Genomic DNA, 22,642 nt, shown 5'->3' with positions numbered 1-22,642 from the left:
GCACCCGGAGCGGATCGGAACCCGCTTCGGCCAACCCCCGTGGGACCCGGAACCCGCCGACGCCGACGCGTACTTCGGGAAGGCGCGGCGGAACTCACCCGACTGGACCGGTCGCAGGTGCCGATGCCGTACTTCCTGTTCCCGGAGCCGCGGCACAAGGGCGAACCCCACCGGATGACCGACCGGGCGGTCGAGTGCCCGACCGACGGGATGAACCGGCGTGCCCGGAAGCCGTCCGGACTCCAGCGGAGCCCGGTCGGGCCCGGGTTGGTGATCCCGGCGGGGAAGAGGGGATCAGTGGACGGGCGGGACGAACTCGGGCCGGTCGAGCAGGCGCGGCCGGCTTCCATCAGGCTGGCGCCGGACGACCTGCGCCCGGGCCCCGGCCCGTCCTTCGGCGGGGTGGAGGTGAGGGCGATGTCCCCGCTGATCAGCGTCGGCAACGGTGGCTCGGAATCCAAACGGGGGCGGTTGGCCAGCACCTTCTCCGACGGCGCACGGATCGCCTCCCGGCCCGCCGTCCGGCCGCCGGGCGGGTAGGCCGTCACCGCCCCCTCTTCGTGGAGCGCGGCAACCTGGCCGCGTCCCCAGCGGACTCGGCGGGTCCTGAGACATGCAAGGCGGCCGACGCCAAGCCGTTCTCCACCGCCCGGCTGACCTTGTGCGGGCGTTGAGGCGATTCCCCTCATCGCGACGGGCCTCGCGCTGCAGCGGAGCCGACGGGGCGGCTTGACCGCCGACGAGCCGGTGGCGGTCGGCGAGGAGTCGTCCGAGCGGAACGCCCGGCCGGGACTCGCCGGCCGAGTGCCTCACCGAGCTCCGGACGACGGTCAGTTGATCAACCGGTACCGCAACGCCCCCTGGTGTGCGCCCGGCCGCCGAGGGCCCGGGCGTGGCCGGCGACGGCCTCCGCGACCGGGGCGAAGAGCAGTGCCCAGTTACCGGGCAGGCACCGCACCGCGGACGTGAGGTGGCCGCGGACGACCGCCCATTCGTCCGGGCGGCCGTCCGCCCCGTCCGCCAGGACCGCCCGCAGGCACGCGTCGACGCCCTCGGCGGGGTCGTCCTCGTCGAGCCCCAGCCGCGCCCACGCCTCCCCGGCGTCCGGCGGCAGGGGGAGGGAGTCACCGTCCCATCCGGCCGCCGCGTCCAGCAGGTAGAGGAGATGTCCACCGGGGGCCGGCGGAGCCGCGCGAAGGCCCTCGGTGGTGAACTCCCGCTCCCCGTCCTCCCGTACCAGCGCCGACGTCCCGGCCGAGGCGGCGACCAGCTCCGCCCAGCGGTCCGGGCCGTGCCCGCCGTCGGTCTGCCGCAGATGCTCGGCCGCGAACGCCGCCATCGCGTCCGGATCGTCGATCAGCGGGGAGACCACGAGGTCGTTCCCGTGGTCGAAGCCGAAGTAGTGGCGGTGGCCGTCGAGGGTGAGCGACTCGACCCCGGCCACATGGCCGACCCGTCCGGGCAGGGGGTCGAAGCGCCGGGCGCGTTCCTGTCTCATACGCAGGACCGTACGGGCGGTCACTGACATCGGAACGGGCGGCACCCGCGGCCGGAGCCCGGGCCGGTACGGCAGCCGGGGCCGGTACGGCAGCCGGGGTCCGGACCGGAGCTGAATGTCAGGCCGCCCAGACCCAAGCCCGCTCCACCGGTGCCGGAGCCGCAGCCCCAGGCCCAGGCCCAGGCCCAGGGCCGCTGCCGGGGCCGTGTGCCGCGCCGGTGGAGCGGATCCGGACCCCCCGCGCGGCGGCCGGGAGGCGGCCGGACACGGCGTTCGGGGCCCGGGGCCTCCCACCCGACGGACCCGCCGGACGCGCCGGACGCGACGGCCCCAACGGCCCCAACGGCCAAGGAATCCGACCGGACGGCACCCGTCCCCCGGGGGCGGCGGGGCGTGGTGGCCCTCCTCAGTCCCCGGCCTCGGCCCCGGTCAGCTCGTACGGCTCGCCCAGGGGTCCGCCGTCCGTCCCGGGGCGCCTCGCGCGCACGGTGACCCGTTCGCCGGGGAAGAGGGCGAGCAGGGCGACCCTGCCGGTCAGCGGCTTGCGGGCCGGGCGGCCGGAGGAGGCGCCGGGCGAGGTGTCCCCGATCTCCAGCAGTCCGGCCGCCCCGTCCACGAGCAATGTGTGGAAGCGCAGGAGTTCGTACCCCTCGTCGGACCCGGGCCGGCCGGTGAGGAGGGCGCTCTCCGACTCGCCGAACGGTGCCAGGGTCCTGCCGCCGAGGACGGTGTCGAGGTCCCCGGCGGCGGTCGGGTCGATGCCCATGACGCCTCCCGAGAGGTGTTCCGCGGGCTCCCACTCCCCGGTGCCGGCCCGGGTGCAGGCGTACAGCTCCTCCGCGAAGCTGCCGTCGTCGCGCCGGTGGAGGAGCAGTGCGAAGCCGAGGGCACCGCGCACACAGGTGTCGGCGACGGTGATGGCCCGGCCGCCGCCCGGCGCGGGGAGGGCGGTGCCGCCCGGTGGCGGGAGGACGGCTCCGTCCGGCGCCGCGCCGTGGGGGTGCGCCGCCGTGAGTGCCGCTCGGGCCGTGTCCGCCAGGTTTCCGCCCATGCCGCCCCTTCGTGTGCCGTGATCCGTCGGGTCCGGGACCGGACGCGCGCCGGACCGGGGCCCGCCCGTGTTCACGGCACGGAGCCGTCGGCGGGGCCCCGGGCCAGGGTGACGGCCGGACCGGAGGCGTGGGCGCCCCCGGGGACCGGGAGCGCCCCTCCCGGTCCCCCGGGGGTCAGTCCTGCTGCTCCAGGTCGCCCTCGGTCTCCAGGTACGCCTGGCGGAGTGCCTCCAGGAGGGCGGGGTCGGGGTGCTGCCAGAGACCCCGGGACTCAGCCTCCAGGAGGCGTTCGGCGATGCCGTGCAGGGCCCAGGGGTTGGCCTGCTGGAGGAACTCGCGGTTGGTGGGGTCGAGGACGTACGTTTCGGTGAGCTTGTCGTACATCCAGTCGGCGACCACGCCGGTGGTGGCGTCGTAGCCGAACAGGTAGTCCACGGTGGCGGCGAGTTCGAAGGCGCCCTTGTAGCCGTGGCGGCGCATCGCCTCGATCCACTTGGGGTTGACCACCCGGGCGCGGAAGACCCGGGAGGTCTCCTCGACCAGGGTGCGGGTGCGGACGGTCTCGGGGCGGGTGGAGTCACCGATGTACGCCTCGGGGGCGGTGCCGCGCAGGGCGCGGACGGTGGCGACCATGCCGCCGTGGTACTGGAAGTAGTCGTCGGAGTCCGCGATGTCGTGCTCGCGGGTGTCGGTGTTCTTGGCGGCGACGGCGATGCGCCGGTAGGCGGTCTCCATCTCCGCGCGGGCCGGGCGGCCGTCGAGTTCGCGGCCGTAGGCGTAGCCGCCCCACACGGTGTAGACCTCCGCGAGGTCGGCGTCGGTGCGCCAGTCGCGGGAGTCGATGAGCTGGAGCAGTCCGGCGCCGTAGGTGCCGGGGCGGGAGCCGAAGATGCGGGTGGTGGCCCGGCGTTCGTCGCCGTGCTCGGCCAGGTCGGCGCGGACGTGGGCGCGGACGTGGTTGGCCTCGTCGGGTTCGTCCAGACCCGCCGCCATGCGCACGGCGTCGTCGAGGAGGCCGACGGTGTGCGGGAAGGCGTCGCGGAAGAAGCCCGAGATGCGCAGGGTGACGTCGATGCGGGGGCGGCCGAGTTCGGCCGCCGGGACGGGTTCGAGGCCGGTGACGCGGCGGGAGGCGTCGTCCCAGACGGGGCGGATGCCGAGCAGGGCGAGGGCCTCGGCCACGTCGTCGCCCGCGGTGCGCATGGCGCTGGTGCCCCACAGGGACAGGCCGACGGAGGTGGGCCACTCCCCGTTGTCGGCGCGGTAGCGCTCCAGGAGGGAGTCGGCGAGCGCCTGCCCGGTCTCCCAGGCGAGCCGGGAGGGGACGGCCTTGGGGTCGACGGAGTAGAAGTTGCGGCCGGTCGGCAGCACGTTGACCAGGCCGCGCAGCGGGGAGCCGGAGGGCCCGGCGGGGACGAAGCCGCCGTTCAGCGCGTGCACGGTGTGGTCGAGTTCGGCGGTGGTCCCGGCGAGCCGGGGGACGACCTCACGGGCGGCGAACTCCAGGACGGCGGCCACCTGTTCACCCTGTCCGGTGGGGACGGCGGCCGGGTCCCAGCCGGCGTCCTCCATCGCCTGGACGAGGGCGCGGGCACGGGCCTCGGCCTCGTCGGCGGTGGTACGGGTGGCGCGGGCCTCGTCGAGGCCGAGCGCTTCGCGCAGGCCGGGCAGGGCGGTGGTGCCGCCCCAGATCTGGCGGGCGCGCAGGACGGCGAGGACGAGGTTGACGCGGTCCGCGCCCTCGGGCGGGCTGCCGAGGACGTGCAGGCCGTCGCGGATCTGGGCGTCCTTGACCTCGCAGAGCCAGCCGTCGACGTGCAGCAGGAAGTCGTCGAAGCCGTCGTCGTCGGGCCGGTCCTCCAGGCCGAGGTCGTGGTCGAGGCGGGCGGCCCGGATGAGGGTCCAGATCTGGGCGCGGATGGCGGGCAGCTTGGCCGGGTCCATGGCGGAGATCTGGGCGTACTCGTCGAGGAGTTGCTCCAGGCGCGCGATGTCGCCGTAGGAGTCGGCCCGGGCCATGGGCGGGACGAGGTGGTCGACGAGCGTGGCGTGGACGCGGCGCTTGGCCTGGGTCCCCTCGCCGGGGTCGTTGACCAGGAAGGGGTAGACGAGGGGCAGGTCGCCGAGGGCCGCGTCGGGGCCGCAGGCGGCGGAGAGCCCGGCGTTCTTGCCGGGGAGCCACTCCAGGTTGCCGTGCTTGCCCAGGTGGACCATCGCGTCGGCGCCGAAGCCGCCCTCGGAGCGCGGGGCGGCGATCCAGCGGTAGGCGGCGAGGTAGTGGTGCGAGGGCGGCAGGTCGGGGTCGTGGTAGATGGCGATGGGGTTCTCGCCGAAGCCGCGCGGCGGCTGGATGAGGACGAGGAGGTTCCCGAAGCGCAGGGCGGCCAGGACGATGTCGCCGTCGGGGTCGCGGCTGCGGTCGACGAACATCTCGCCGGGCGGCGGCCCCCAGTGCCGCTCGACGGCCTCGCGCAGGGTGGCGGGGAGGGCGTCGTACCAGCGTCGGTAGTCGGCGGCGGGGATGCGGACCGGGTTGCGGGCGAGCTGCTCCTCGGTGAGCCAGTCCTGGTCGTGGCCGCCCGCGTCGATCAGCGCGCGGATCAGTTCGTCGCCGTCGCCGGATTCCAGCCCGGGTATCGCGGCGTCCCCGAAGTCGTAGCCCTCGGCGAGCAGCCGCCGCAGCAGGGCGACGGCGCTGGCGGGGGTGTCGAGTCCGACGGCGTTGCCGATGCGGGAGTGCTTGGTGGGGTAGGCGGACAGCACGAGGGCGAGCCGCTTGTCGGCGGCCGGGACGTGCCGGAGCCGGGCGTGGCGGACGGCGGTTCCGGCGACGCGGGCGGCCCGTTCGGGGTCGGCGACGTAGACGGGCAGTCCGTCGGCGTCGATCTCCTTGAAGGAGAACGGCACGGTGATGAGGCGGCCGTCGAACTCGGGGACGGCGATCTGGCTGGCGGCGTCGAGCGGGGAGACGCCCTCGTCGTTGTCGCGCCAGTCGGCGCGGGAGCCGGTGAGGCACAGGGCCTGGAGGATCGGCACGTCCAGGGCGGTGAGGGCGCCCGCGTCCCAGGACTCGTCGTCGCCGCCCGCGGAGGCCTCGGCGGGCCGGGTGCCGCCGGCGGCGAGGACGGTGGTGACGATGGCGTCGGCCTCGCGCAGCGCGTCGACCAGATCGGGTTCGGGCGAGCGCAGCGAGGCCACGTGGAGCGGCAGGGCCCGGGCCCCCGCGGCCTCGACGGCGTCGCACAGGGCGTGCACGAAGGCGGTGTTGCCGCTCATGTGGTGGGCGCGGTAGTAGAGCACCGCGATGGTGGGCCCGTCGGTCTCCGGGCCGGGGGTGCGCTCCAGCGGGCCCCAGGTGGGGGCGGGCGCGGGGGCCTCGAAGCCGTGGCCGGTGAGCAGGACGGTGTCGGAGAGGAAGCGGGCGAGCTGGGCCAGGTTGGCGGGGCCGCCGTGGGCGAGGTAGGCGTGGGCCTCGGCGGCGAGGCCGACGGGGACCGTGGAGGCGGCCATGAGCTGGGCGTCGGGGGCCTGTTCGCCGCTGAGGACGACGACGGGGCGGCCGTCGGCGAGGAGCAGGCCGAGCCCCTCCTCCCAGGCGCGCAGCCCGCCGAGGAGGCGGACGACGACCAGGCCGACGCCGTCGAGGAGGGCGGGCAGCTCGTCGAGCGGGAGGCGGGCGGGGTTGGCGAAGCGGTAGGCGACGGGGCCGTCGGCGGCGCGGGCGCTCAGCAGGTCGGTGTCGGACGTCGACAGGAGCAGGACGCGGGGGGTCTCGGAACGCTCCCCGGGGAATTGCGGCATGCGTCGTCTGGCCTTCCTCGGGATCCTCGCCCCGGGCGGTGGGAGACGGCGGGAGTTCCTGACTCGCCCGGCCTGTCGGCCGGACTCACAGTGGCGGGACCGCGCCGGATTCGCACCGGGCTTCCTCCCATGTCGCCGTCCTGGCGATGGCGGGCTGGATGGCCCGCCAGGGAGCATAGTAAGCGCCCTTCGCCGTCCGTGGGGCGGGGGAATGGCAGCGGAGCCGGCCGGATCGGCGGTCGGTATGCTCGCCGCCATGCCGACCCCCCTCACTCCTCCGCCCCAGGTCGCGGCCGTCCACCGGGACCGCGGCGACGCCTGCCCGGGGTCGTTGCGTCTGCACACCGCCGACGACGGCGCGTTGGCCAGGGTGCGGGTCCCGGGCGGCGTGGTCACCGTGGCACAGGCGGAAGCGCTGGCCACGGCGGCACGGTGGGGCGACGGAGATCTTCATCTCACTTCGCGCGGCAATGTGCAGGTGCGAGGTCTGGACGCCGGTCGCGGCCCGGAACTGGCCGGACTGCTGGACGCGGCCGGGCTGTTGCCCGCGCCCGGTCACGAGCGGGTGCGCAACGTGGTGGCCTCGCCGCTGTCCGGCCTGGACGGGGGCGGGGAGCGCGAGGTGCGCCCCTGGCTGACGGAGCTGGACGCGGCGCTCTGCGCGAGCCCGGCGGCCCGGGAGCTGTCCGGCCGGTTCCTGTTCGCGCTGGACGACGGGCGGGGCGATGTCGCGGGGCTCGGCGCCGATGTGACGGTGCGGGCCGCCGCGGGCGGCACCGCGCTGCTGGGTGTGGGGGCGTCCCGCGAGGCGCTGCGCATGGCCGCCGGCGACGCGCCCCGCGCGGCGCTGCTGGCCGCCGAGGAGTTCCTGGCGGCGGCGGGGGCGCGGGCCTGGCGGGTGGCCGAACTGGGCACCGCCCCCGAGGCGCTGCTCGACGCCGTCGGGGACCGTCTGGCCGGCGCGGGCATCGCCTGGGCCCGGGTGCCGGCGGCCACGGGGCGTGCGCCGGAGCCCGCGCCGGGGGCGGCCGGGGCGGCGCTCTGCGCGCACGCCCGGTTCGGCCGGATCACGGCGGTCCAGTGGCGGGAGCTGATCCGTGCGGCGACCCGGGGCACCAGCGGGGAACTGCGGCTGACGCCGTGGCGGAGCGTCGTCGTGCCCGCCGCCGGACTGGACGCGGCCGGGCGCGCGGCGGCGCTCGCGGACCTCGCGGCCACCGGTCTGGTCACCGATCCCGCCTCGCCCTGGCCCCTGGTGGGAGCGTGCGTCGGACGGCCGGGATGCGCCCGGTCGCACGCGGACGTGCGCGACGACGCGGCCCGCGCCCTCACCGGGCCGGCTCCCGGGCCCGACGGCCCGGCCCCGGGCACCTCCGACACCGCGACTCCGGCCTCGGGCACTCCCGTTCTCGCGGGCCCGGCCCCGGGCACCGCCCTTCCCTCGGGCCCGGCTCCGGACGCCCTCACTCCCGGCGCTCCCGTTCCCGGCGCTCCGGCTCCGGAGGTCCCGGCTCACGACGTCCCGGCGCCCGGCGTTCCGGCTGCCCGGCCGCCGCTCCCCCTGTACTGGTCGGGCTGCGAGCGCCGGTGCGGGCGTCCGCGCGGCCCCCATCTGGACGTGGTGGCCGTTGCGGACGGCGGCTATCTGCTGACCGCCGCCGGGGACGGGCCGTCGCGCGCCGTCCCCCTGTCCGGCCCCTCCGGCCTCGCCGCCGCGCTGGCGGACCTCGCCCCGTGACCGGCGCGTCCCGACGCCCGCGGCACGCCGCCGCCCACGCCGCCCCGTTACGCCACCGGGCCGCCGACCCGCACGGCGGCGCCCCGCACGGCACCACGACGCGCCGCCCGTGGCCCCCGCCCCGGCCCGCCCCGGCGTCGGCCGACGCCCCCGTCAGCCCGCGCACCCCCGGTGCCCGGCGGCACGGGCGGCCCGCACCCCCGCGACCGCACGACGACCCCACCGACCGTCAGACGACCGAGAGCAGCGAGAAGACACCGTGACCACGTACGACTACGAGAAGGACGGCGCGGCGATATACCGCCGGTCCTTCGCCACGATCCGCGCGGAGGCGGACCTCTCGGCGCTGCCCGCCGACGTCCGTCCGGCCGCGGTCCGGATGATCCACGCCTGCGGCATGGTCGACCTCGTCCGCGACATCTCCTGCACCGACGGTGTGGTGGCCCGGGCCCGCGCGGCCCTGCGCGCCGGGGCACCGATCCTGTGCGACGTGCGGATGGTGGCCAGCGGGGTGACCCGCAAGCGGCTGCCCGCCGACAACGAGGTGGTGTGCACCCTGGGCGACCCCTCCGTGCCCGCCCTGGCGGAACGGCTCGGCACCACCCGCACCGCCGCCGCCCTGGAGCTGTGGCGGGACCGGCTGGACGGCGCCGTCGTCGCCGTCGGCAACGCGCCGACCGCGCTGTTCCGGCTGCTGGAGATGATCGAGGAGGGGGCTCCCCGGCCGGCCGCCGTCATCGGCGTGCCCGTCGGCTTCGTCGGCGCGGTCGAGTCCAAGGACGCCCTGGCCGGACACCCCTCGGGCCTGGACCACCTGATCGTCCGGGGCCGGCGCGGCGGCAGCGCCATCGCCGCCGCCGCGCTCAACGCCATCGCGAGCGAGGAAGAATGAGCGGCAAGCTGTACGGCGTGGGGCTCGGCCCCGGCGACCCGTCCCTGATGACCGTGCGCGCCGTCGAAGTGATCGCGGCGGCCGACGTGGTCGCATACCACAGTGCCCGGCACGGGCGGTCCATCGCCCGCTCCATCGCGGAACGGCACCTGCGCGCCGACCACATCGAGGAACGGCTCGTCTACCCGGTCACGACCGAGGCGACCGACCACCCCGGCGGCTACCGGGGCGTCATCGACGACTTCTACGCCGAGGCCGCGGCCCGGCTCGCCGCGCACCTGGACGCGGGCCGCACGGTCGCCGTCCTCGCCGAGGGCGACCCGATGTTCTACGGCTCCTACATGCACATGCACAAGCGGCTCGCGGACCGGTACGAGACCGAGGTGATCCCCGGGGTCACCTCGGTGTCCGCCGCCGCGGCCCGGCTGGGCACACCGCTCGCGGAGGGCGAGGAGGTGCTGACGATCCTGCCGGGCACGCTGCCCGAGGAGGAGCTGACCGCCCGGCTGGCGGCCACCGACACCGCGGTGGTGATGAAGCTGGGCCGCACCTTCCCCAAGGTCCGCCGGGCACTGGAGGGTTCGGGGCGGCTGGCCCGCGCCCGGTACGTGGAGCGGGCCACCATGGCCGGGGAGCGGCTGGCCGGGCTGGCGGACGTGGAACCGGAGTCGGTGCCGTACTTCTCGGTGGCGGTGCTGCCCAGCCAGGTGGGCGCGGAGCCGCCGGTGCCGGAGCCGGGGGCTGTCGGCGAGGTCCTGGTGGTGGGCACCGGGCCCGCCGGGCCGCTCTGGCTGACCCCGGAGACCCGGGGGGCGCTGGCCGGCGCCGACGACCTGGTCGGCTACACCACCTATCTGGACCGGGTGCCGGTGCGGGCGGGACAGCACCGGCACGGCACGGACAACCGGGTGGAGGCCGAACGTGCCGAGTTCGCGCTCGGGCTCGCCCTGCGGGGGCGGCGGGTGGCCGTGGTCTCGGGCGGCGACCCCGGGGTCTTCGCCATGGCGACCGCCGTGCTGGAGGCCGCCTCGGCGCCGGAGTACGCAGGGGTCCCGGTGCGGGTGCTGCCGGGGGTGACGGCCGCCAACGCCGCCGCCGCCCGCGCGGGCGCCCCGCTGGGCCACGACTACGCGACGATCTCCCTCTCCGACCGGCTCAAGCCGTGGGAGGTGATCGCCGGACGGCTGCGGGCCGCCGCCGCCGCGGATCTGGTGCTGGCCCTGTACAACCCCGGTTCGCGGAGCCGGACCTGGCAGGTGGGCCGGGCCAGGGAAGTGCTGCTGGAGCACCGCTCGCCGGAGACCCCGGTCGTGGTCGCGCGGGACGTGGGCGGCGCCGGGGAGCGGGTGCGGATCGTGCGGCTGGGCGAACTGGACCCGGCCGAGGTCGACATGCGCACCATCCTGCTGGTGGGGTCCTCCCGGACCCGGGTGGTGCGGCGCGGCGACGGCGAGGAGGTCGTCTGGACGCCCCGGCGGTATCCGGAGGAGTAGGGCGCGACGCCCGGCCGGAGCGCGGGGGCCGGAGCGGGTACCGGTGCACGGGGCCGGCATACGGGGCCGGTGCGTCGGGCCCGGTCCGGCGCACCGCCCCGCGCGGGGCGGGCCCCGGGGAGGGACGGGGCGGTCGCCGCCTCCGGCCCGAACACCGCCGTCAGCCGTGCCGTTCGCGGAGCCAGTCGGCCGCCGCGCCGGGCTCGGTCACGGTCGGGACCCCGGCGGGGACCGGGGGACGGCGGACGACGACCACCGGCAGGCCCGCCTCCCGGGCGGCCGTCAGCTTGGGCGCGGTGGCCGCTCCCCCGCTGTCCTTGGTGACCAGCACCTCCACCCGGTGGCGGCGCAGCACCTCGCGCTCCCCGTCCAGGGTGAACGGGCCGCGGTCCAGCAGCACGCCCATGTGCGCCGGGTGCGGGGGGACGGGGGCGTCGACGGAGCGGACGAGGAACCAGTGGCCGTCCAGCCCCGCGAAGGCCGCCAGGCCCGTACGGCCGGTGGTGAGGAAGACCCGGCGGCCGAGTGCGGGCAGCAGCCCGGCGGCCTCGTCCAGGGAACCGGCCTCGCGCCAGTCGTCGCCCTCGACCGGCGTCCAGCCGGGGCGGCGCAGCGCCAGCAGGGGCACCCCGGCGGTGGCGGCGGCGCGGGCGGCGTTGAAGCTGATGGTGCCGGCGAACGGGTGGGTGGCGTCGACCAGCGCGTCGACCCGGTGTGCGCGCAGCCAGGCGGCCAGTCCGTCGGCGCCGCCGAAGCCGCCGACGCGGACCTCGCCGGGCGGCAGCCGGGGGGCGGCCACCCGCCCGGCCAGCGAGGTGGTCACCCGCATGCCCAACGGCGCCTCCGCGGCGAGCAGTTCGGCCAGTCGGCGGGCCTCGGTGGTGCCGCCGAGGATCAGTACGCGCACGGCCGGCCGTCTTCCTTCGTCCGGTTCCTCATCTCCGCCTCCTTCGGGTGGGGGTGCCCCTGCCGGGCACCCGTGGGGTGGCTCACGGGGCGTCGCGTGGGCCGCGGTCCGGGGCGGGGTCCGGTGCCGGGACCGTCGGACGGAGACCGGAACCGGGACCGGAACCGACGGGACGTGCCCGGACCGGCGCGACGGGGCCCGGAGGCCGTCCGGAGGCCGGCGCCGCCGGGTGACCGGGTCCCCGTGCCACGGGCGGCACCGTCTCCGTCACGAGCGCACCCCCGCCCTCGGGTTCGGATCCCGCCGCACCTCCCGCGACGGCTCCTCGCTCCCCCGCCGTCACCACCCGTTCCCACGGGGCCGGTTGCCGGGCCGCGCCCGGAACACCCCGTGCACGCGCCCGTCTCAGCAGGTGTGGCGGTCGCGTTCGGCCGAGTAGAGGTGGCTGTCGCGGAACTGCTCCGCGCCCAGGGTGCGGCCGACCAGGATGACGGCCGTGCGCCGGATCCCCGCCTCCTTCAGCCGGTCGGCGATCTCGTCCAGCGTGCCGCGGATGACGACCTCCCCGGGGCGGGAGGCGAAGGCGACCACGGCGGCGGGGCAGTCGGCGCCGTAGTGCGGCAGCAGTTCCTCGACGACCCGGTCGGCGTACCCGGCGGCCAGGTGCAGGACGAGGAGCGCGCCGCTGCGGCCCAGGGTGGCCAGGTCCTCGCCCTCGGGCATGGGCGTGGCGCGCTGGGCGATCCGGGTCAGGATGACCGTCTGGCCGACGGTCGGCACCGTCAGCTCCCGCTTCAGGGCGGCGGCCGCGGCGGCGAAGGCGGGGACGCCCGGGACGACCTCGTACGGCACCCCCGCGGTGTCCAGCCGCCGCATCTGCTCGGCGACGGCGCTGAACACCGAGGGGTCGCCGGAGTGCAGCCGCGCCACGTCGAGCCCCGCCGCGTGCGCCCGGACCAGTTCGTCGGTGATCTCGTCCAGGGTCAGGCGGGCGGTGTCCACCAGCCGTGCGTCCGGCGGGCATTCGGCGAGCAGTTCGGGGGGCACCAGGCTGCCCGCGTACAGGCAGACCCGGCACTCCGCGAGCAGGCGGGCGCCGCGCAGCGTGATCAGGTCGGCGGCGCCGGGACCGGCGCCGATGAAGTGGACGGTCATCTCTCAGCTCCGGACGGGCGCGAGGGCGGGGAGGGGGACGGGTCGAGGGGCTTCCGTACGGCCCACTGGGTGACGGGCATGGCCTGCCGCCATCCGGTGAAGCCGCCGACGGGCACCGCGTGCGCCACGGCCAGGCGCACCAGTTCGCCGCCGTGGCGGCGGCGGGCGTCGGCGAGCAGCGCCTCCGACTCCAGAGTCACGGTGTTGGCGACGAGCCGGCCCCCGGCGGGGAGCGCCTGCCAGCAGGCGTCCAGGAGCCCGGGGGCGGTGAGGCCGCCGCCGATGAACACGGCGTCCGGGCGCGGGAGTCCGGCCAGGGCCCCGGGCGCGGCGCCGGTCACCACGGTCAGGTCGGGCACACCGAGGCGGTCCGCGTTGCGGGCGATGCGTCCGGCCCGGACGGCGTCGCGCTCGACCGTGACCGCCCGGCAGGACGGGTGGACGCGCATCCACTCGACGGCGATGGAGCCGGAGCCGCCGCCGACGTCCCAGAGCAGTTCGCCGGGGGCGGGGGCGAGCGCGGCCAGGGTGACGGCGCGGACGTGCCGCTTGGTGAGCTGCCCGTCGTGCTCGTACGCCTCGTCCGGGAGCCCGGGCACGGCGCCGAGGCGCAGGGCGTCGGGGGCACGGCGGCAGTCGACGGCGACGAGGTTGAGGGCGGCGGCGGGGGCGTCCGGCGGCCAGTCGTCGGCGGTGACCTCGGGGGTGACGCGCTCCTCCGGGCCGCCGAGCCGCTCCAGGACCCGCATGCCGCTCGGGCCGAAGCCGCGGTCGCGCAGCAGCGCCGCCACCTCGGCGGGGGTGGCGGCACCGGTGCTGAGCACCAGGAGGCGGCGGCCGTGGTGCAGGGCGGCGGCGAGCCGGGCGGCGGGGCGGCCGACGAGGGAGACGACCCCGGTGTCCTCCTGCGGCCAGCCGAGCCGGGCGCAGGCGTGGGAGACGGAGGAGGGGTGCGGCAGGACGCGCAGCGCGGCGGCGCCGAGTTCCTCGCCGAGGGCGCGCCCGATGCCGTGGAAGAAGGGGTCGCCGCTGGCCAGGACGGCGAGGCCGCGGCCGGAGTGCGCGGCGAGGAGGGCGGGCAGGGCGGGGCGCAGCGGCGAGGGCCAGGGCACCCGGTCCGCGGGGCACTCCGGGGGCAGCAGGTCCAGGTGGCGGGGGCCGCCGACCACGACCCGGGCGTCGCGCAGGGCCTGCCGGGCGGTCTCCGTGAGTCCGTCCCAGCCGTCGGCGCCGATCCCGACGACGGTGACGGCGGGGGCGGTCGCGTCCGCCGGTACGGGACGGTCGGTGGTCACGGATCGGTACCTCGGGGTCGGGTGCACACGTCGGTGCCGCACTCTACGGGGCGCCCACCTGCGCGGAGTCACTCGGGGGGACCCGTAGGGGACCTGCCCCGGCCGGGGCACGGCCGGGGCACGGCCGGTGGGGTGGGGCCGGGGAAGCAGTCCGGGGTGGGCCCGGGGGCGGTCGGGGTGGATCCCGGGGTTGGTCGGGGTGCGGCCGAGGCCGGTCGGGGCGGACCCGGGAGTCGGCCGGGGTGGCCCGGTGGTCCTGCGGGTGGGCCCGGGAGCGGTCGGGGTGCGCTCGGGGTGATCCCCGACCGGGTCCCGCCACGGCCCCCTCCTCCCCACCCTCGCCTCGGCACCCGCCCCTGTCAGGGGCGCCCCCGTCCCCTCACTCCCGCTCCCCCACCCCCCGCAGCGGGTTGGCCAGAGGCCGGTACCGGGCCGCCGCACCGTCCGCGCCGGTCCAGCGCAGCAGGAGGTTGGTCTTGGCGGGCAGGGTGGGCGCGTCCAGCAGGGCGGGGATCTCCGGCAGGTCGTGGCGGGCGAACGCGGCGCGCACCGCCGGCCAGGGGTCGAGGCCGGGGTGGTGCTCGGCCAGGGCGGCGGCCGTCTCCGCGAGGTGATTGACGACCAGGCAGTACACCAGCCGCTCCCACCCGGCCGGGCGCGGTGTGTCGGGCAGCAGCCTGACGCCCTCCGCGTCCCGGAAGAGGGCCTGGACGGGGGTGCCCGAGCCGTCGACCGCGACCAGCGTGTTCTGGAGGTGGGCCTCCAGCACCACCCCGTCGTCCGCGAAGGCGGTGAGCACCGGCGGGACGACGACGGCGAGGTACGCGCGCCACCAGGCCGCCGGGTCCGCCGCCTGTGCCAGGGGACTGCCCGGGAAGCCCTCCACCAGGGAGGCGGCCAGCAACGGCGTCGCGCCGGGCGCGAGATGGGGACGCAGACCGTCACGGACGACGACGGCGAGTTCCTCGAAGGCGAAGTCGGCGGTGCGGTAGCCCCGGTCGCCGAGCCAGGCGGCCGGGGGGCCGATCGCGGCGAAGGCCTCGGTGACCGCCGTGTCGGTGCGGCGCAGGGCGAGCAGGTCGTGGCGCCAGAGGCGGCGGACGTCGTTGGTGATGCGCACGTCGAGGCTGAACTTCAGGAACAGGTCGTCCCCGGCCGCGGGGGCGGGTACGTGGACGGTGCGGATCGCCGCCGTCGGCCCGACGGTGAAGGCGGTGGTGCCCAGCCGTACCAGCCGCCCGTCCGCGAAGGCGGGGGCCAGGGCGTCCGCGGCGAGGGCCAGCTGCCAGGGGTGGGCGGGCAGCAGCCGGTAGCCGGGCGGAGCGTGGCCGAGGGCGTCGAGGGCGGCGGTGTCGCCCTCCTCGACGAGGGTGTCGGCGCGGACGGCGAGCAGGGCCAGCGGGAAGCGGGCGTGCGCCTCGGGCGCGTACGGCAGCCACTCGGCGTGCGGGCCGCCGCCGCGCGCCTTGGGGGCCGGGTGGTGGGTGTGTCCGGTGAGGAGGGACTGCTCGGAGCGCAGATAGGGGTCCTCGGGCGGGGCGGCGCGGGCACGGGCCGCCAGCAGGGCGGCGACCGCGTCGCGGCTGTCGGTCATCTCGGCGGGCAGTCCGGGGTTGGCCCGGCCGGTGTGCCGGCGCAGTTCGTCGGCGGCGAGCGCCACCAGCCCGTCGTGGCCGACGCGGCGCCAGCCGTCCGGGGCGCGCACCTCCGGTTCGGCGGGGCGCCGTCCGCCGCGCACCCGCAGCAGCCGCCCGCTGGGCAGCCGGTGCACCGTGCGCCCGCCGGGTGGCGCGGGCAGCGCCTCGGCCAGCTCCCGCAGCAGGCAGTTGAGCAGCGGTACGGCGGCGAGGGCGTCGGCGCGGGCCGCCACGCCGTCCCGGGGGGCGGCGTCGGCGCCGGTGGTGGGGGGCAGGAGATCCACGCGTTGCACTCGTTCCCTACGGTCTGTCTGAGGTGGCGACGATCAGTATGTCTCCCGTGTCCCCCCGGTCCGTCGCGGGCCGGTGCCCCGTCCCGCCCCGTACGGAGCGTGGTGTCCTTCCCCTCGGGGGGTGCCGCGCCCCGCCCCGTACGGGTCGCCACCGACCGTCCCCCCGCCGTCCCCAGCCGCACCCCGACCCGCCCCGACCACCGCCCCGAGGACCACCCGGACCCGTACCCCAGGGGCCGCGCCGGTCCGCCGGGCCGTCCCTTCCGCCGCCGAGGAGCCCGCCCGTGCCCCGTCCGCCCACCGCCGAGACCGAGACCGCCGGGGAGCTGGCCGCCGTACGGCCCGCTCTCGTCCCCCGGTACACGGCCGAACTGCCCGGGGCCCGGGCCGCCGTGCTGACCAGGCTGTGGCGGGCGCTCGCCTGGGAGCCGCTGCCGTGGATCGCCGCCCGCGAGCCGGTGCGGGACGGACTGGTGCTGCGGCTGCGCGACGGCCGCCGGCTGAGCGGCCCGGCCGCCGACCCGTACCGCGCCGCCGCCTACGCCGCCCGGGTCCACCTGGACGGTGTGCCGTACGGGGACCCGGCGCGGCTGATGACGGACCTGGCCGTGCCCCGGGGCGTCGCCCTCGCCGGTGAACTCGGTCACAGCGTGGCGTCGTTGGCGCTGTCCCGGGCGGCGCAGCCGGAGGGGGCCGCCGCCCGGATTCACCCGGACGAGTGGCCGGTGACCGACTGGGGCTGGGAGCGGCGGGTGGTGGACGGGCATCCGTACCACCCCGCCTGCCGCGCCCGGCCCGGCTTCTCGGTGGCCGAGCAGCTCGCCTACGGCCCTGAGCACGGGCCGGTGGTGGGGCTCGGGCTGGTGCCGCTCCCGGCGGAGGACTGCCTGGTGTCGGGTGCGTGGCCGGACGACCTGCGGGACGGGGGGCGGCTGCTGCTGCCCGTGCACCCGTGGCAGGCGGCGCACGTGCTGAAGCTCCCGTGCGAACCGGCGCTCCCCGCACGTCCGTTGATGTCGCTGCGGACGCTCGCCGTGCCCGGCGGGCCGCATGTGAAGACCGCGCTCAGCGCCCGGCTCACCTCCTCGGTGCGGGACATCTCGGTCGCCTCGGTCGCGGCGTCGGCGGCCCTGTCGGCGTTCGGGGAGACACTGGCGGAGCGCTCGGAGGGGCTGGTCGGCTTCACCCGCACCCTGGGCGCGGCCACCCCGCACTCCCCCGACCTGGCCGCCGTGCTGCGCGAGTCGCCGAGCGCGTACGCGGGACCGGGCGAGCGGGCCGTCCCGGTGGCCGCGCTGACGGGCACCGGGCTGCCCTCGGACCCGGAGTGGCTGGCGGCCCTCACCCGGCTGACGCTCACCGCCGGGCTGCGGCTGCTGGAGCTGGGCGTGGCGCTGGAGGCGCACGGTCAGAACCTGCTGGTCGTCCTCTCCCCGTCGGGCGCTCCGCTGCGCCTGGTCTACCGGGACCTGGCCGACATCCGGGTCAGCCCGGCGCGGCTGGCCCGCCACGGTGTGCCGCACGCCGGGCTGCCGTCACGCGTCCTGACGGACGATCCGGTGGCGCTGCGCCGCAAGCTGTTCGGTTCGCTGGTGGGGGGCGCCCTGGCGGCCACGGCCGGGTCCGGCCCGGCGCTGCGGGCGGCGCTGGAGCGGGCGGTGCCGGACCTTCCGCCCGGCGAGGACCTGACCGCGCTGCTCCGGGAGCCGCTGCCGGTGAAGGCCCTGACACTGATGCGGCTGACACCGGAGGGGCCGGGCGACCTGTGGACGGGGCTGCCGAACCCGCTGCGGGGATGACGCCCGGCGGGGAGGCGGGACGGTTCGGGGGTCTCGGGGGTGGTTCGGGGTCTCGGGGGTGGTTCGGGAGTGCTTCGGGGGACTACCTGGTCAGTTCGTCGGCCTCGCGCGAACCGCTCGCGCACCGTCGTGCGGGCTTCCAGGACCGGCCCGCACGGATCGGGACGCCTGACAGGCCCGGCCGGACCGGGAGGAGGGAGACCGGACGGGGCGGACCGGGGGAGGCAGACCAGACGGGGCGGACCGGAAGGAGGCAGACCGGACCCGGACGGACGCAACCGGACAGGGCGGACGGGCGGTTTCCGCAACCCGTTCGCCACGGTCGTGACAGGTGGACCACGCCGTGGTGACGAACCATCGGGGCCGTACACGCCGTGTGGTTCGGGCGGTCGCACTGGGCGGTTCGGAGCGGTCGCGCCGAGCGGTTCGAGCGGTCGCGCCGGGCCACCGGGGCGTTCTCGCGGGCGCCCGGGGGCACGTCGTGCCAGGCCCCTCCGAAGCGTCGCGCCAGGTGCTTCCGAGGCGTCGTGCCGGAGCACCCGGAGGCGTCGTGCCGGAGCACCCGGAGGCGTCGTGCCGGGCCGTTCCGAACGGGCCGGAAGGGCCGATCCGTACGCGCCCGGGAGGCCGCCGCGAGGGCTGACGGCGCGTCGGGCGCGGGGCCGGTCATGGCCACCAGCCGTTTTGGAGCTGGACACCTTTGGTCAATAGGATCCGCCGATGATCACAAGTAAACGGCTGGCGGCGGGCGTCTGCGCTCTGCTCGCCGCGCTGACGGCCGGGATCGCCCTCCCGGCGGGGGCGGTCGCCGGGGAACCCACGGGCGACGACGCCCCGAAGGTGAACCTCCTGCTCGACGTCAGCGGCTCGATGCGGACCAAGGACATCGACGGCGGCACCCGGATGGCGGCGGCGAAGCAGGCCTTCAACGAGGTGCTCGACGCGACGCCCGAGGAGGTGCAGCTCGGCATCCGCACCCTGGGCGCCGACTACCCGGGCGACGACCGCCGGACGGGCTGCAAGGACACCTCGCAGCTCTACCCGGTCGGCCCGCTGGACCGCACCGAGGCCAAGACGGCGGTCGCGACCCTGTCGCCCACCGGCTGGACCCCGATCGGCCCCGCCCTGCTGAAGGCCGCCGACGACCTCGACGGCGGCGGCGGTTCCAAGCGCATCGTGCTGATCAGCGACGGCGAGGACACCTGCGCGCCGCTCGACCCGTGCGAAGTGGCCCGCGAGATAGCCGCCAAGGGCATCGGGCTCACCATCGACACCCTGGGCCTGGTCCCCAACGCCAAGCTGCGGCGGCAGTTGAGCTGCATCGCCGAGGCGACCGGCGGCACCTACACCTCGGTCGAGCATGTCGACGAACTCACCGACAAGGTCAACGAGTTGGTCGACCGCGCGGCGGACCCGGTGGTCACCCCGGTGCCCGCGGCGGGCGCGGACGCCTGCGCCGAGGCGCCGACACTGGCGCCGGGTCTGTACACCGACCGCGAGGAGTTCGGGCAGCAGCGCTGGTACCGAGTGGACGTGCTCCCCGGCCAGGAGCTGCGCGCCTCGGTGAGCGTGGCCGCCGACCGCGCCGTGATCCCCTCGTACGGACTCCTGCTGCGCGCCGTCACGGTGCACGGGCGCGAGATCGTACGCGGTGAGGCGGCGGACAACGGCCGCACCGACGTGCTCTCCACGGGGCTGCGCTACCCCCGGCCCGAGGCCGACGACGCGGACGCCAAGCCGGCCGCGGAGGCCGTGTGCCTCCAGGTCTCCAACTCCTTCTCCGCCGCAGCGGGCGTCAAGGCCACGCCCGGTCTGCCGCTGGAGCTGACCGTGGACGTGGTGGACGGGCCCAACGCCTCCTCCGACGTGGCCGCCTTCGGCCTCGGGCGCGGCTGGTGGTTGCTCGGCACGCTCGTCCTGGTCGGGTTCCTCGCCGGCCTGCTCTGGGGCTGGCTCTCGCGCTGGCGGTTCGCGGTCTGGAGGACCAACTGATGCGGTGTGCGAAGGTGATGGGCGCGGCACTGCTCGCCCTCGGTCTGGCCGCGGCCCCCGCGGCGGCCGACAGCTCCCCCACCCCCTCGGCGGCCAAGGAGGCGAGGTCCGCCAAGGGCGGCACGTCCTTCCGCACGGCCACCGAGATCGAGCAGGAGCAGGAGATCACGGCGAGCGCCTCCGCCGGCGACTACCTGTACTGGTCCTTCCCGGCCGACGCCGAGCAGCGCCCCACGGTCCGGGCCACCGTGGAGCTGCCGGAGGCGCACGCCGCCCAGACCTGGCGCGTCGACGTCTACGACGGGCTGCGCCGGCGCCAGGCCTGCCAGTGGGGCGCGCAGACCCGCACGGCGGCCCCGGGCACGACCTCCGTGGAGCTGGCCTGCGTACTGCGCACGGTCCGCGCCTGGGCCGAGCCGTGGGCCAACGACCCGCTGCCGGGCACGTACTACGTCCGGCTGACGGCGGTCGGTCTGCCGACGTCGGACCTGGGCATGCCGGTCGGCACCGGACTCCGTGTCGAGTCCAAGGACGTCGGCGGCCCGGCGGCGGTCGACGGTTCGCTGTCCGAACCGCTGGTGCCGGGTGTCTCCATGAAGTCCGGAGACGAGGGCAAGGACCCGGAGCGCAACGCCGTGCTGTCCGCGATCGAGCCCGAGGACGGCTGGTCCTCCGGCTGGTGGTCCGACCGCTGGGTGTGGACCGGGATCGGAGCGGTGCTGGCCGCGCTGGCGGGCATCGGCGGGTACGCCCTGACCCGCGGGTCGGGCAGGCCGTCCCGGGTGCCGCCGGGCGCCTGACCCGGTACCGCGCACGAGGAAGGAGGGCCCGCCCAGGCGGGCCCTCCGCCGTTACCGGGACCGGACGGGGACCGCGTCGGGACCGTGCCGGGAGCGCACCGGGCCGCGAGGGACCGCGAGGGACCGCGAGGGACCGCGAAAGCCAACGACCGCCCCGGTAGGGGGCTTCAGCCTGCCGCCTCCCGCAGCGCCTTCGCCGCAGGACCCTCCCCGCTCACCACGACCCGGCCATCGCGCACCGCCTCCACCAGCCCCGGCCCACCGCGCCCCAGAGCGGCGCAGGTGTCCGCGTCCAGCGCCAGCCGCGCGTCGGGCTTCCCGGGGGCGGGCCCGTCGCCGTACACCGGCCCCTCCCCGACGGCGCCACCGGCGTACAGATGGAAGTGCCCCTCGGCCAGCCGGACTTCGACGAGCCCCTCCTCCACCCCCGCCCGGCGCAGGGCGCGCAGCAGCGGCAGCGCGAACCAGTGGGCGCGTACGGCGTCGGTGGGCCGCCGCTCCGCCAGGTCGTCCGCGCCCCAGGCGCCGAGCGCCTCCAGCACGGGCAGCAGGCCGCGGCCCCGCGCGGTGAGTTCGTAGACGGTGGCCGCGCCGGGCGGCGGCAGCCGGCGACGGGTCGCCAGCCCGTCGCGCTCCATGTCCCTGAGCCGCGAGGCGAGCACATCGGTGCTGACGCCGGGCAGGTCGGCGTGCAGGTCGGTGTAGCGCCGGGGGCCGGCGAGCAGCTCCCGGACGATCAGCAGGGTCCACCGGTCGCCGACCGCGTCGAGCGCGCGGGCGGCGGAACAGTACTGGTCGTAGCTGCGGCGAGGGCGTGGTGACATGCGACGCAGTCTAGACAGGTTGTTGGACTTTCCAAGCTCACACTTGGTAAAACCAAGCAACACCAGTTTCCGGAGGGGAAGCCGCGCATGGAGTTCCGGCAGTCGAACAAGCTCAGCGAGGTCTGCTACGAGATCCGCGGCCCGGTGATCGAGCACGCGAACGCGCTGGAGGAGGCCGGGCACAGCGTGCTGCGCCTGAACACCGGCAATCCGGCCCTGTTCGGCTTCGAGGCGCCGCCCGAGATCCTCCAGGACATGATCCGCATGCTGCCGCAGGCGCACGGCTACACGGACTCGCGCGGCATCCTCTCCGCCCGCCGCGCCGTCGCCCAGCGCTACCAGACCCTCGGTCTGGCGGTCGACGTGGACGACGTCTTCCTCGGCAACGGGGTCTCGGAACTGGTCTCCATGGCCGTGCAGGCTCTCCTGGAGGACGGTGACGAAGTCCTCATCCCCGCCCCCGACTTCCCCCTCTGGACGGCGGTGACGACCCTCGCGGGCGGCAGGGCGGTGCACTACCTGTGCGACGAGCGGGCCGAGTGGTACCCGGACCTGGCCGACATGGAGTCGAAGATCACCGACCGCACCAAGGCGGTCGTCATCATCAACCCCAACAACCCCACGGGCGCGGTCTACCCGAAGGAGATCGTCGAGGGCGTCCTCGACCTCGCCCGCCGCCACGGACTCATGGTCTTCGCGGACGAGATCTACGACCAGATCCTCTACGACGACGCGGTCCACCACTCGGCGGCGGCCCTCGCGCCCGACCTCGTGGTGCTGACCTTCTGCGGCCTGTCCAAGACGTACCGGGTCGCGGGCTTCCGCTCGGGCTGGCTGGTGGTGACCGGCCCCCGGCAGCATGCCCGCGACTACCTGGAGGGCCTGACCATGCTGGCCTCCATGCGGCTGTGCGCCAACGCCCCCGCGCAGTACGCGATCCAGGCCGCGCTGGGCGGACGCCAGTCCATCCGCGAGCTGACGGCCCCCGGCGGCAGGCTGCGCGAACAGCGGGACGTGGCCTGGGAGAAGCTCAACGAGATCCCCGGCGTCTCCTGTGTGAAGCCCAGGGGCGCGCTCTACGCGTTCCCCCGCATCGACCCGGCGGTCTACCCCATCCACGACGACGAGAGGTTCGTCCTCGACCTGCTGCTCCGCGAGAAGATCCAGGTCGTCCAGGGCACCGGCTTCAACTGGCCCTCCCCCGACCACTTCCGCATCCTCACCCTCCCCTACGCCGACGACCTGGAGGCCGCCATCGGCCGCATCGGCCGCTTCCTGGCCGGGTACCGGCAGTAGGCGCCCCGCCGCTCCCCTCCGGTGCCCGCCTCCGCCCCGCCGCCCCTGCGTTCATCGGTCCGGCCCCGGGCAACGGCGAACTACGCCCGGCCGGGCGGATCACCGGGGCGGAGGGAAGGCGGATCACGAACGGGGGCACGGAGCGGAAGGAAGGACGCGACGGACGAGGG

Annotated in this window: 15 protein-coding genes, 1 pseudogene and 1 riboswitch; of the genes and pseudogenes, 7 read left to right on the top strand and 9 right to left on the bottom strand. The window is 76.6% G+C overall.

The features are described 5' to 3' along the window. Positions 1–294 precede the first annotated feature (294 nt). The 4 genes and pseudogenes from ACZ7LB_RS08625 to cobN form a co-directional block, all read right to left on the bottom strand. Positions 295–634, bottom strand: a pseudogene (locus ACZ7LB_RS08625) (YybH family protein). Between the two features lie 204 nt (positions 635–838). After that, positions 839–1,498: a hypothetical protein gene (locus tag ACZ7LB_RS08620; RefSeq protein WP_471466339.1), complete on the bottom strand. Its 660-nt coding sequence runs from the start codon at positions 1,496–1,498 to the stop codon at positions 839–841. 406 nt (positions 1,499–1,904) lie between these two features. Next, positions 1,905–2,549, bottom strand: coding sequence for a hypothetical protein (locus tag ACZ7LB_RS08615; RefSeq protein ID WP_471466337.1), 645 nt, complete (start codon positions 2,547–2,549; stop codon positions 1,905–1,907). A 175-nt stretch (positions 2,550–2,724) separates the two neighbouring features. Next, positions 2,725–6,351, bottom strand: a complete 3,627-nt coding sequence (gene cobN / locus ACZ7LB_RS08610; protein ID WP_471466335.1) for a cobaltochelatase subunit CobN — start codon at positions 6,349–6,351, stop codon at positions 2,725–2,727. A 52-nt stretch (positions 6,352–6,403) separates the two neighbouring features. Continuing rightward, positions 6,404–6,478: riboswitch (cobalamin riboswitch) on the bottom strand. A gap of 117 nt (positions 6,479–6,595) precedes the next feature. Between cobN and ACZ7LB_RS08605 the strand changes: the two genes are divergently transcribed. The 3 genes from ACZ7LB_RS08605 (at position 6,596) to ACZ7LB_RS08595 (ending at position 10,474) form a co-directional block, all read left to right on the top strand. Beyond that, positions 6,596–8,089, top strand: coding sequence for a cobalamin biosynthesis protein CobG (locus ACZ7LB_RS08605; protein ID WP_471466620.1), 1,494 nt, complete (start codon positions 6,596–6,598; stop codon positions 8,087–8,089). A 259-nt stretch (positions 8,090–8,348) separates the two neighbouring features. Next, positions 8,349–8,981 carry a precorrin-8X methylmutase gene (locus ACZ7LB_RS08600; protein ID WP_471466333.1) on the top strand — a complete coding sequence of 211 codons (633 nt, stop codon included), beginning with the start codon at positions 8,349–8,351 and terminating at the stop codon, positions 8,979–8,981. Beyond that, positions 8,978–10,474, top strand: coding sequence for a precorrin-2 C(20)-methyltransferase (locus ACZ7LB_RS08595; protein ID WP_471466332.1), 1,497 nt, complete (start codon positions 8,978–8,980; stop codon positions 10,472–10,474). The genes ACZ7LB_RS08600 and ACZ7LB_RS08595 overlap by 4 nt, the downstream gene beginning before the upstream one ends. Before the next feature lie 160 nt (positions 10,475–10,634). On the opposite strand, the gene ACZ7LB_RS08590 is transcribed toward ACZ7LB_RS08595, so the two are convergent. From ACZ7LB_RS08590 to ACZ7LB_RS08575, 4 genes are all read right to left on the bottom strand, one after another. Then, positions 10,635–11,381, bottom strand: a complete 747-nt coding sequence (locus ACZ7LB_RS08590; protein WP_471466330.1) for a cobalt-precorrin-6A reductase — start codon at positions 11,379–11,381, stop codon at positions 10,635–10,637. 405 nt (positions 11,382–11,786) lie between these two features. Then, positions 11,787–12,536: a precorrin-4 C(11)-methyltransferase gene (gene cobM, locus ACZ7LB_RS08585; protein WP_471466328.1), complete on the bottom strand. Its 750-nt coding sequence runs from the start codon at positions 12,534–12,536 to the stop codon at positions 11,787–11,789. Then, on the bottom strand, positions 12,533–13,831 hold the full coding sequence (gene cbiE, locus ACZ7LB_RS08580; protein WP_471466327.1) for a precorrin-6y C5,15-methyltransferase (decarboxylating) subunit CbiE: 1,299 nt from the start codon (positions 13,829–13,831) through the stop codon (positions 12,533–12,535). The genes cobM and cbiE overlap by 4 nt, the downstream gene beginning before the upstream one ends. Before the next feature lie 379 nt (positions 13,832–14,210). Continuing rightward, positions 14,211–15,761 carry an IucA/IucC family protein gene (locus tag ACZ7LB_RS08575; RefSeq protein WP_471466326.1) on the bottom strand — a complete coding sequence of 517 codons (1,551 nt, stop codon included), beginning with the start codon at positions 15,759–15,761 and terminating at the stop codon, positions 14,211–14,213. Positions 15,762–16,045: 284 nt separating this feature from the next. On the opposite strand from ACZ7LB_RS08575, the gene ACZ7LB_RS08570 reads away from it, so the two are divergent. The 3 genes from ACZ7LB_RS08570 to ACZ7LB_RS08560 all read left to right on the top strand — a co-directional run bounded on the left by ACZ7LB_RS08570 (position 16,046) and on the right by ACZ7LB_RS08560 (position 20,352). Then, entirely contained in the window at positions 16,046–17,560 is a 1,515-nt protein-coding gene (locus ACZ7LB_RS08570) for an IucA/IucC family protein (RefSeq protein ID WP_471466324.1), read from the top strand. A 720-nt stretch (positions 17,561–18,280) separates the two neighbouring features. Further along, positions 18,281–19,552, top strand: coding sequence for a VWA domain-containing protein (locus ACZ7LB_RS08565; protein ID WP_471466323.1), 1,272 nt, complete (start codon positions 18,281–18,283; stop codon positions 19,550–19,552). Beyond that, on the top strand, positions 19,552–20,352 hold the full coding sequence (locus ACZ7LB_RS08560; RefSeq protein ID WP_471466321.1) for a hypothetical protein: 801 nt from the start codon (positions 19,552–19,554) through the stop codon (positions 20,350–20,352). Before ACZ7LB_RS08565 ends, ACZ7LB_RS08560 begins: the two co-directional genes overlap by 1 nt. Positions 20,353–20,519: 167 nt before the next feature. On the opposite strand, the gene ACZ7LB_RS08555 is transcribed toward ACZ7LB_RS08560, so the two are convergent. Next, entirely contained in the window at positions 20,520–21,176 is a 657-nt protein-coding gene (locus ACZ7LB_RS08555; RefSeq protein WP_471466319.1) for a winged helix-turn-helix transcriptional regulator, read from the bottom strand. A gap of 87 nt (positions 21,177–21,263) precedes the next feature. On the opposite strand from ACZ7LB_RS08555, the gene ACZ7LB_RS08550 reads away from it, so the two are divergent. After that, complete coding sequence (locus tag ACZ7LB_RS08550) at positions 21,264–22,472, top strand: pyridoxal phosphate-dependent aminotransferase (RefSeq protein WP_471466317.1); 1,209 nt, start codon at positions 21,264–21,266, stop codon at positions 22,470–22,472. Positions 22,473–22,642 lie beyond the last annotated feature (170 nt).

This window comes from Streptomyces sp. NPDC107521 (genome assembly GCF_055598485.1).
Note: the sequence above shows the minus strand (reverse complement) of the source record. Positions and strands in the feature narration are given on the sequence as shown.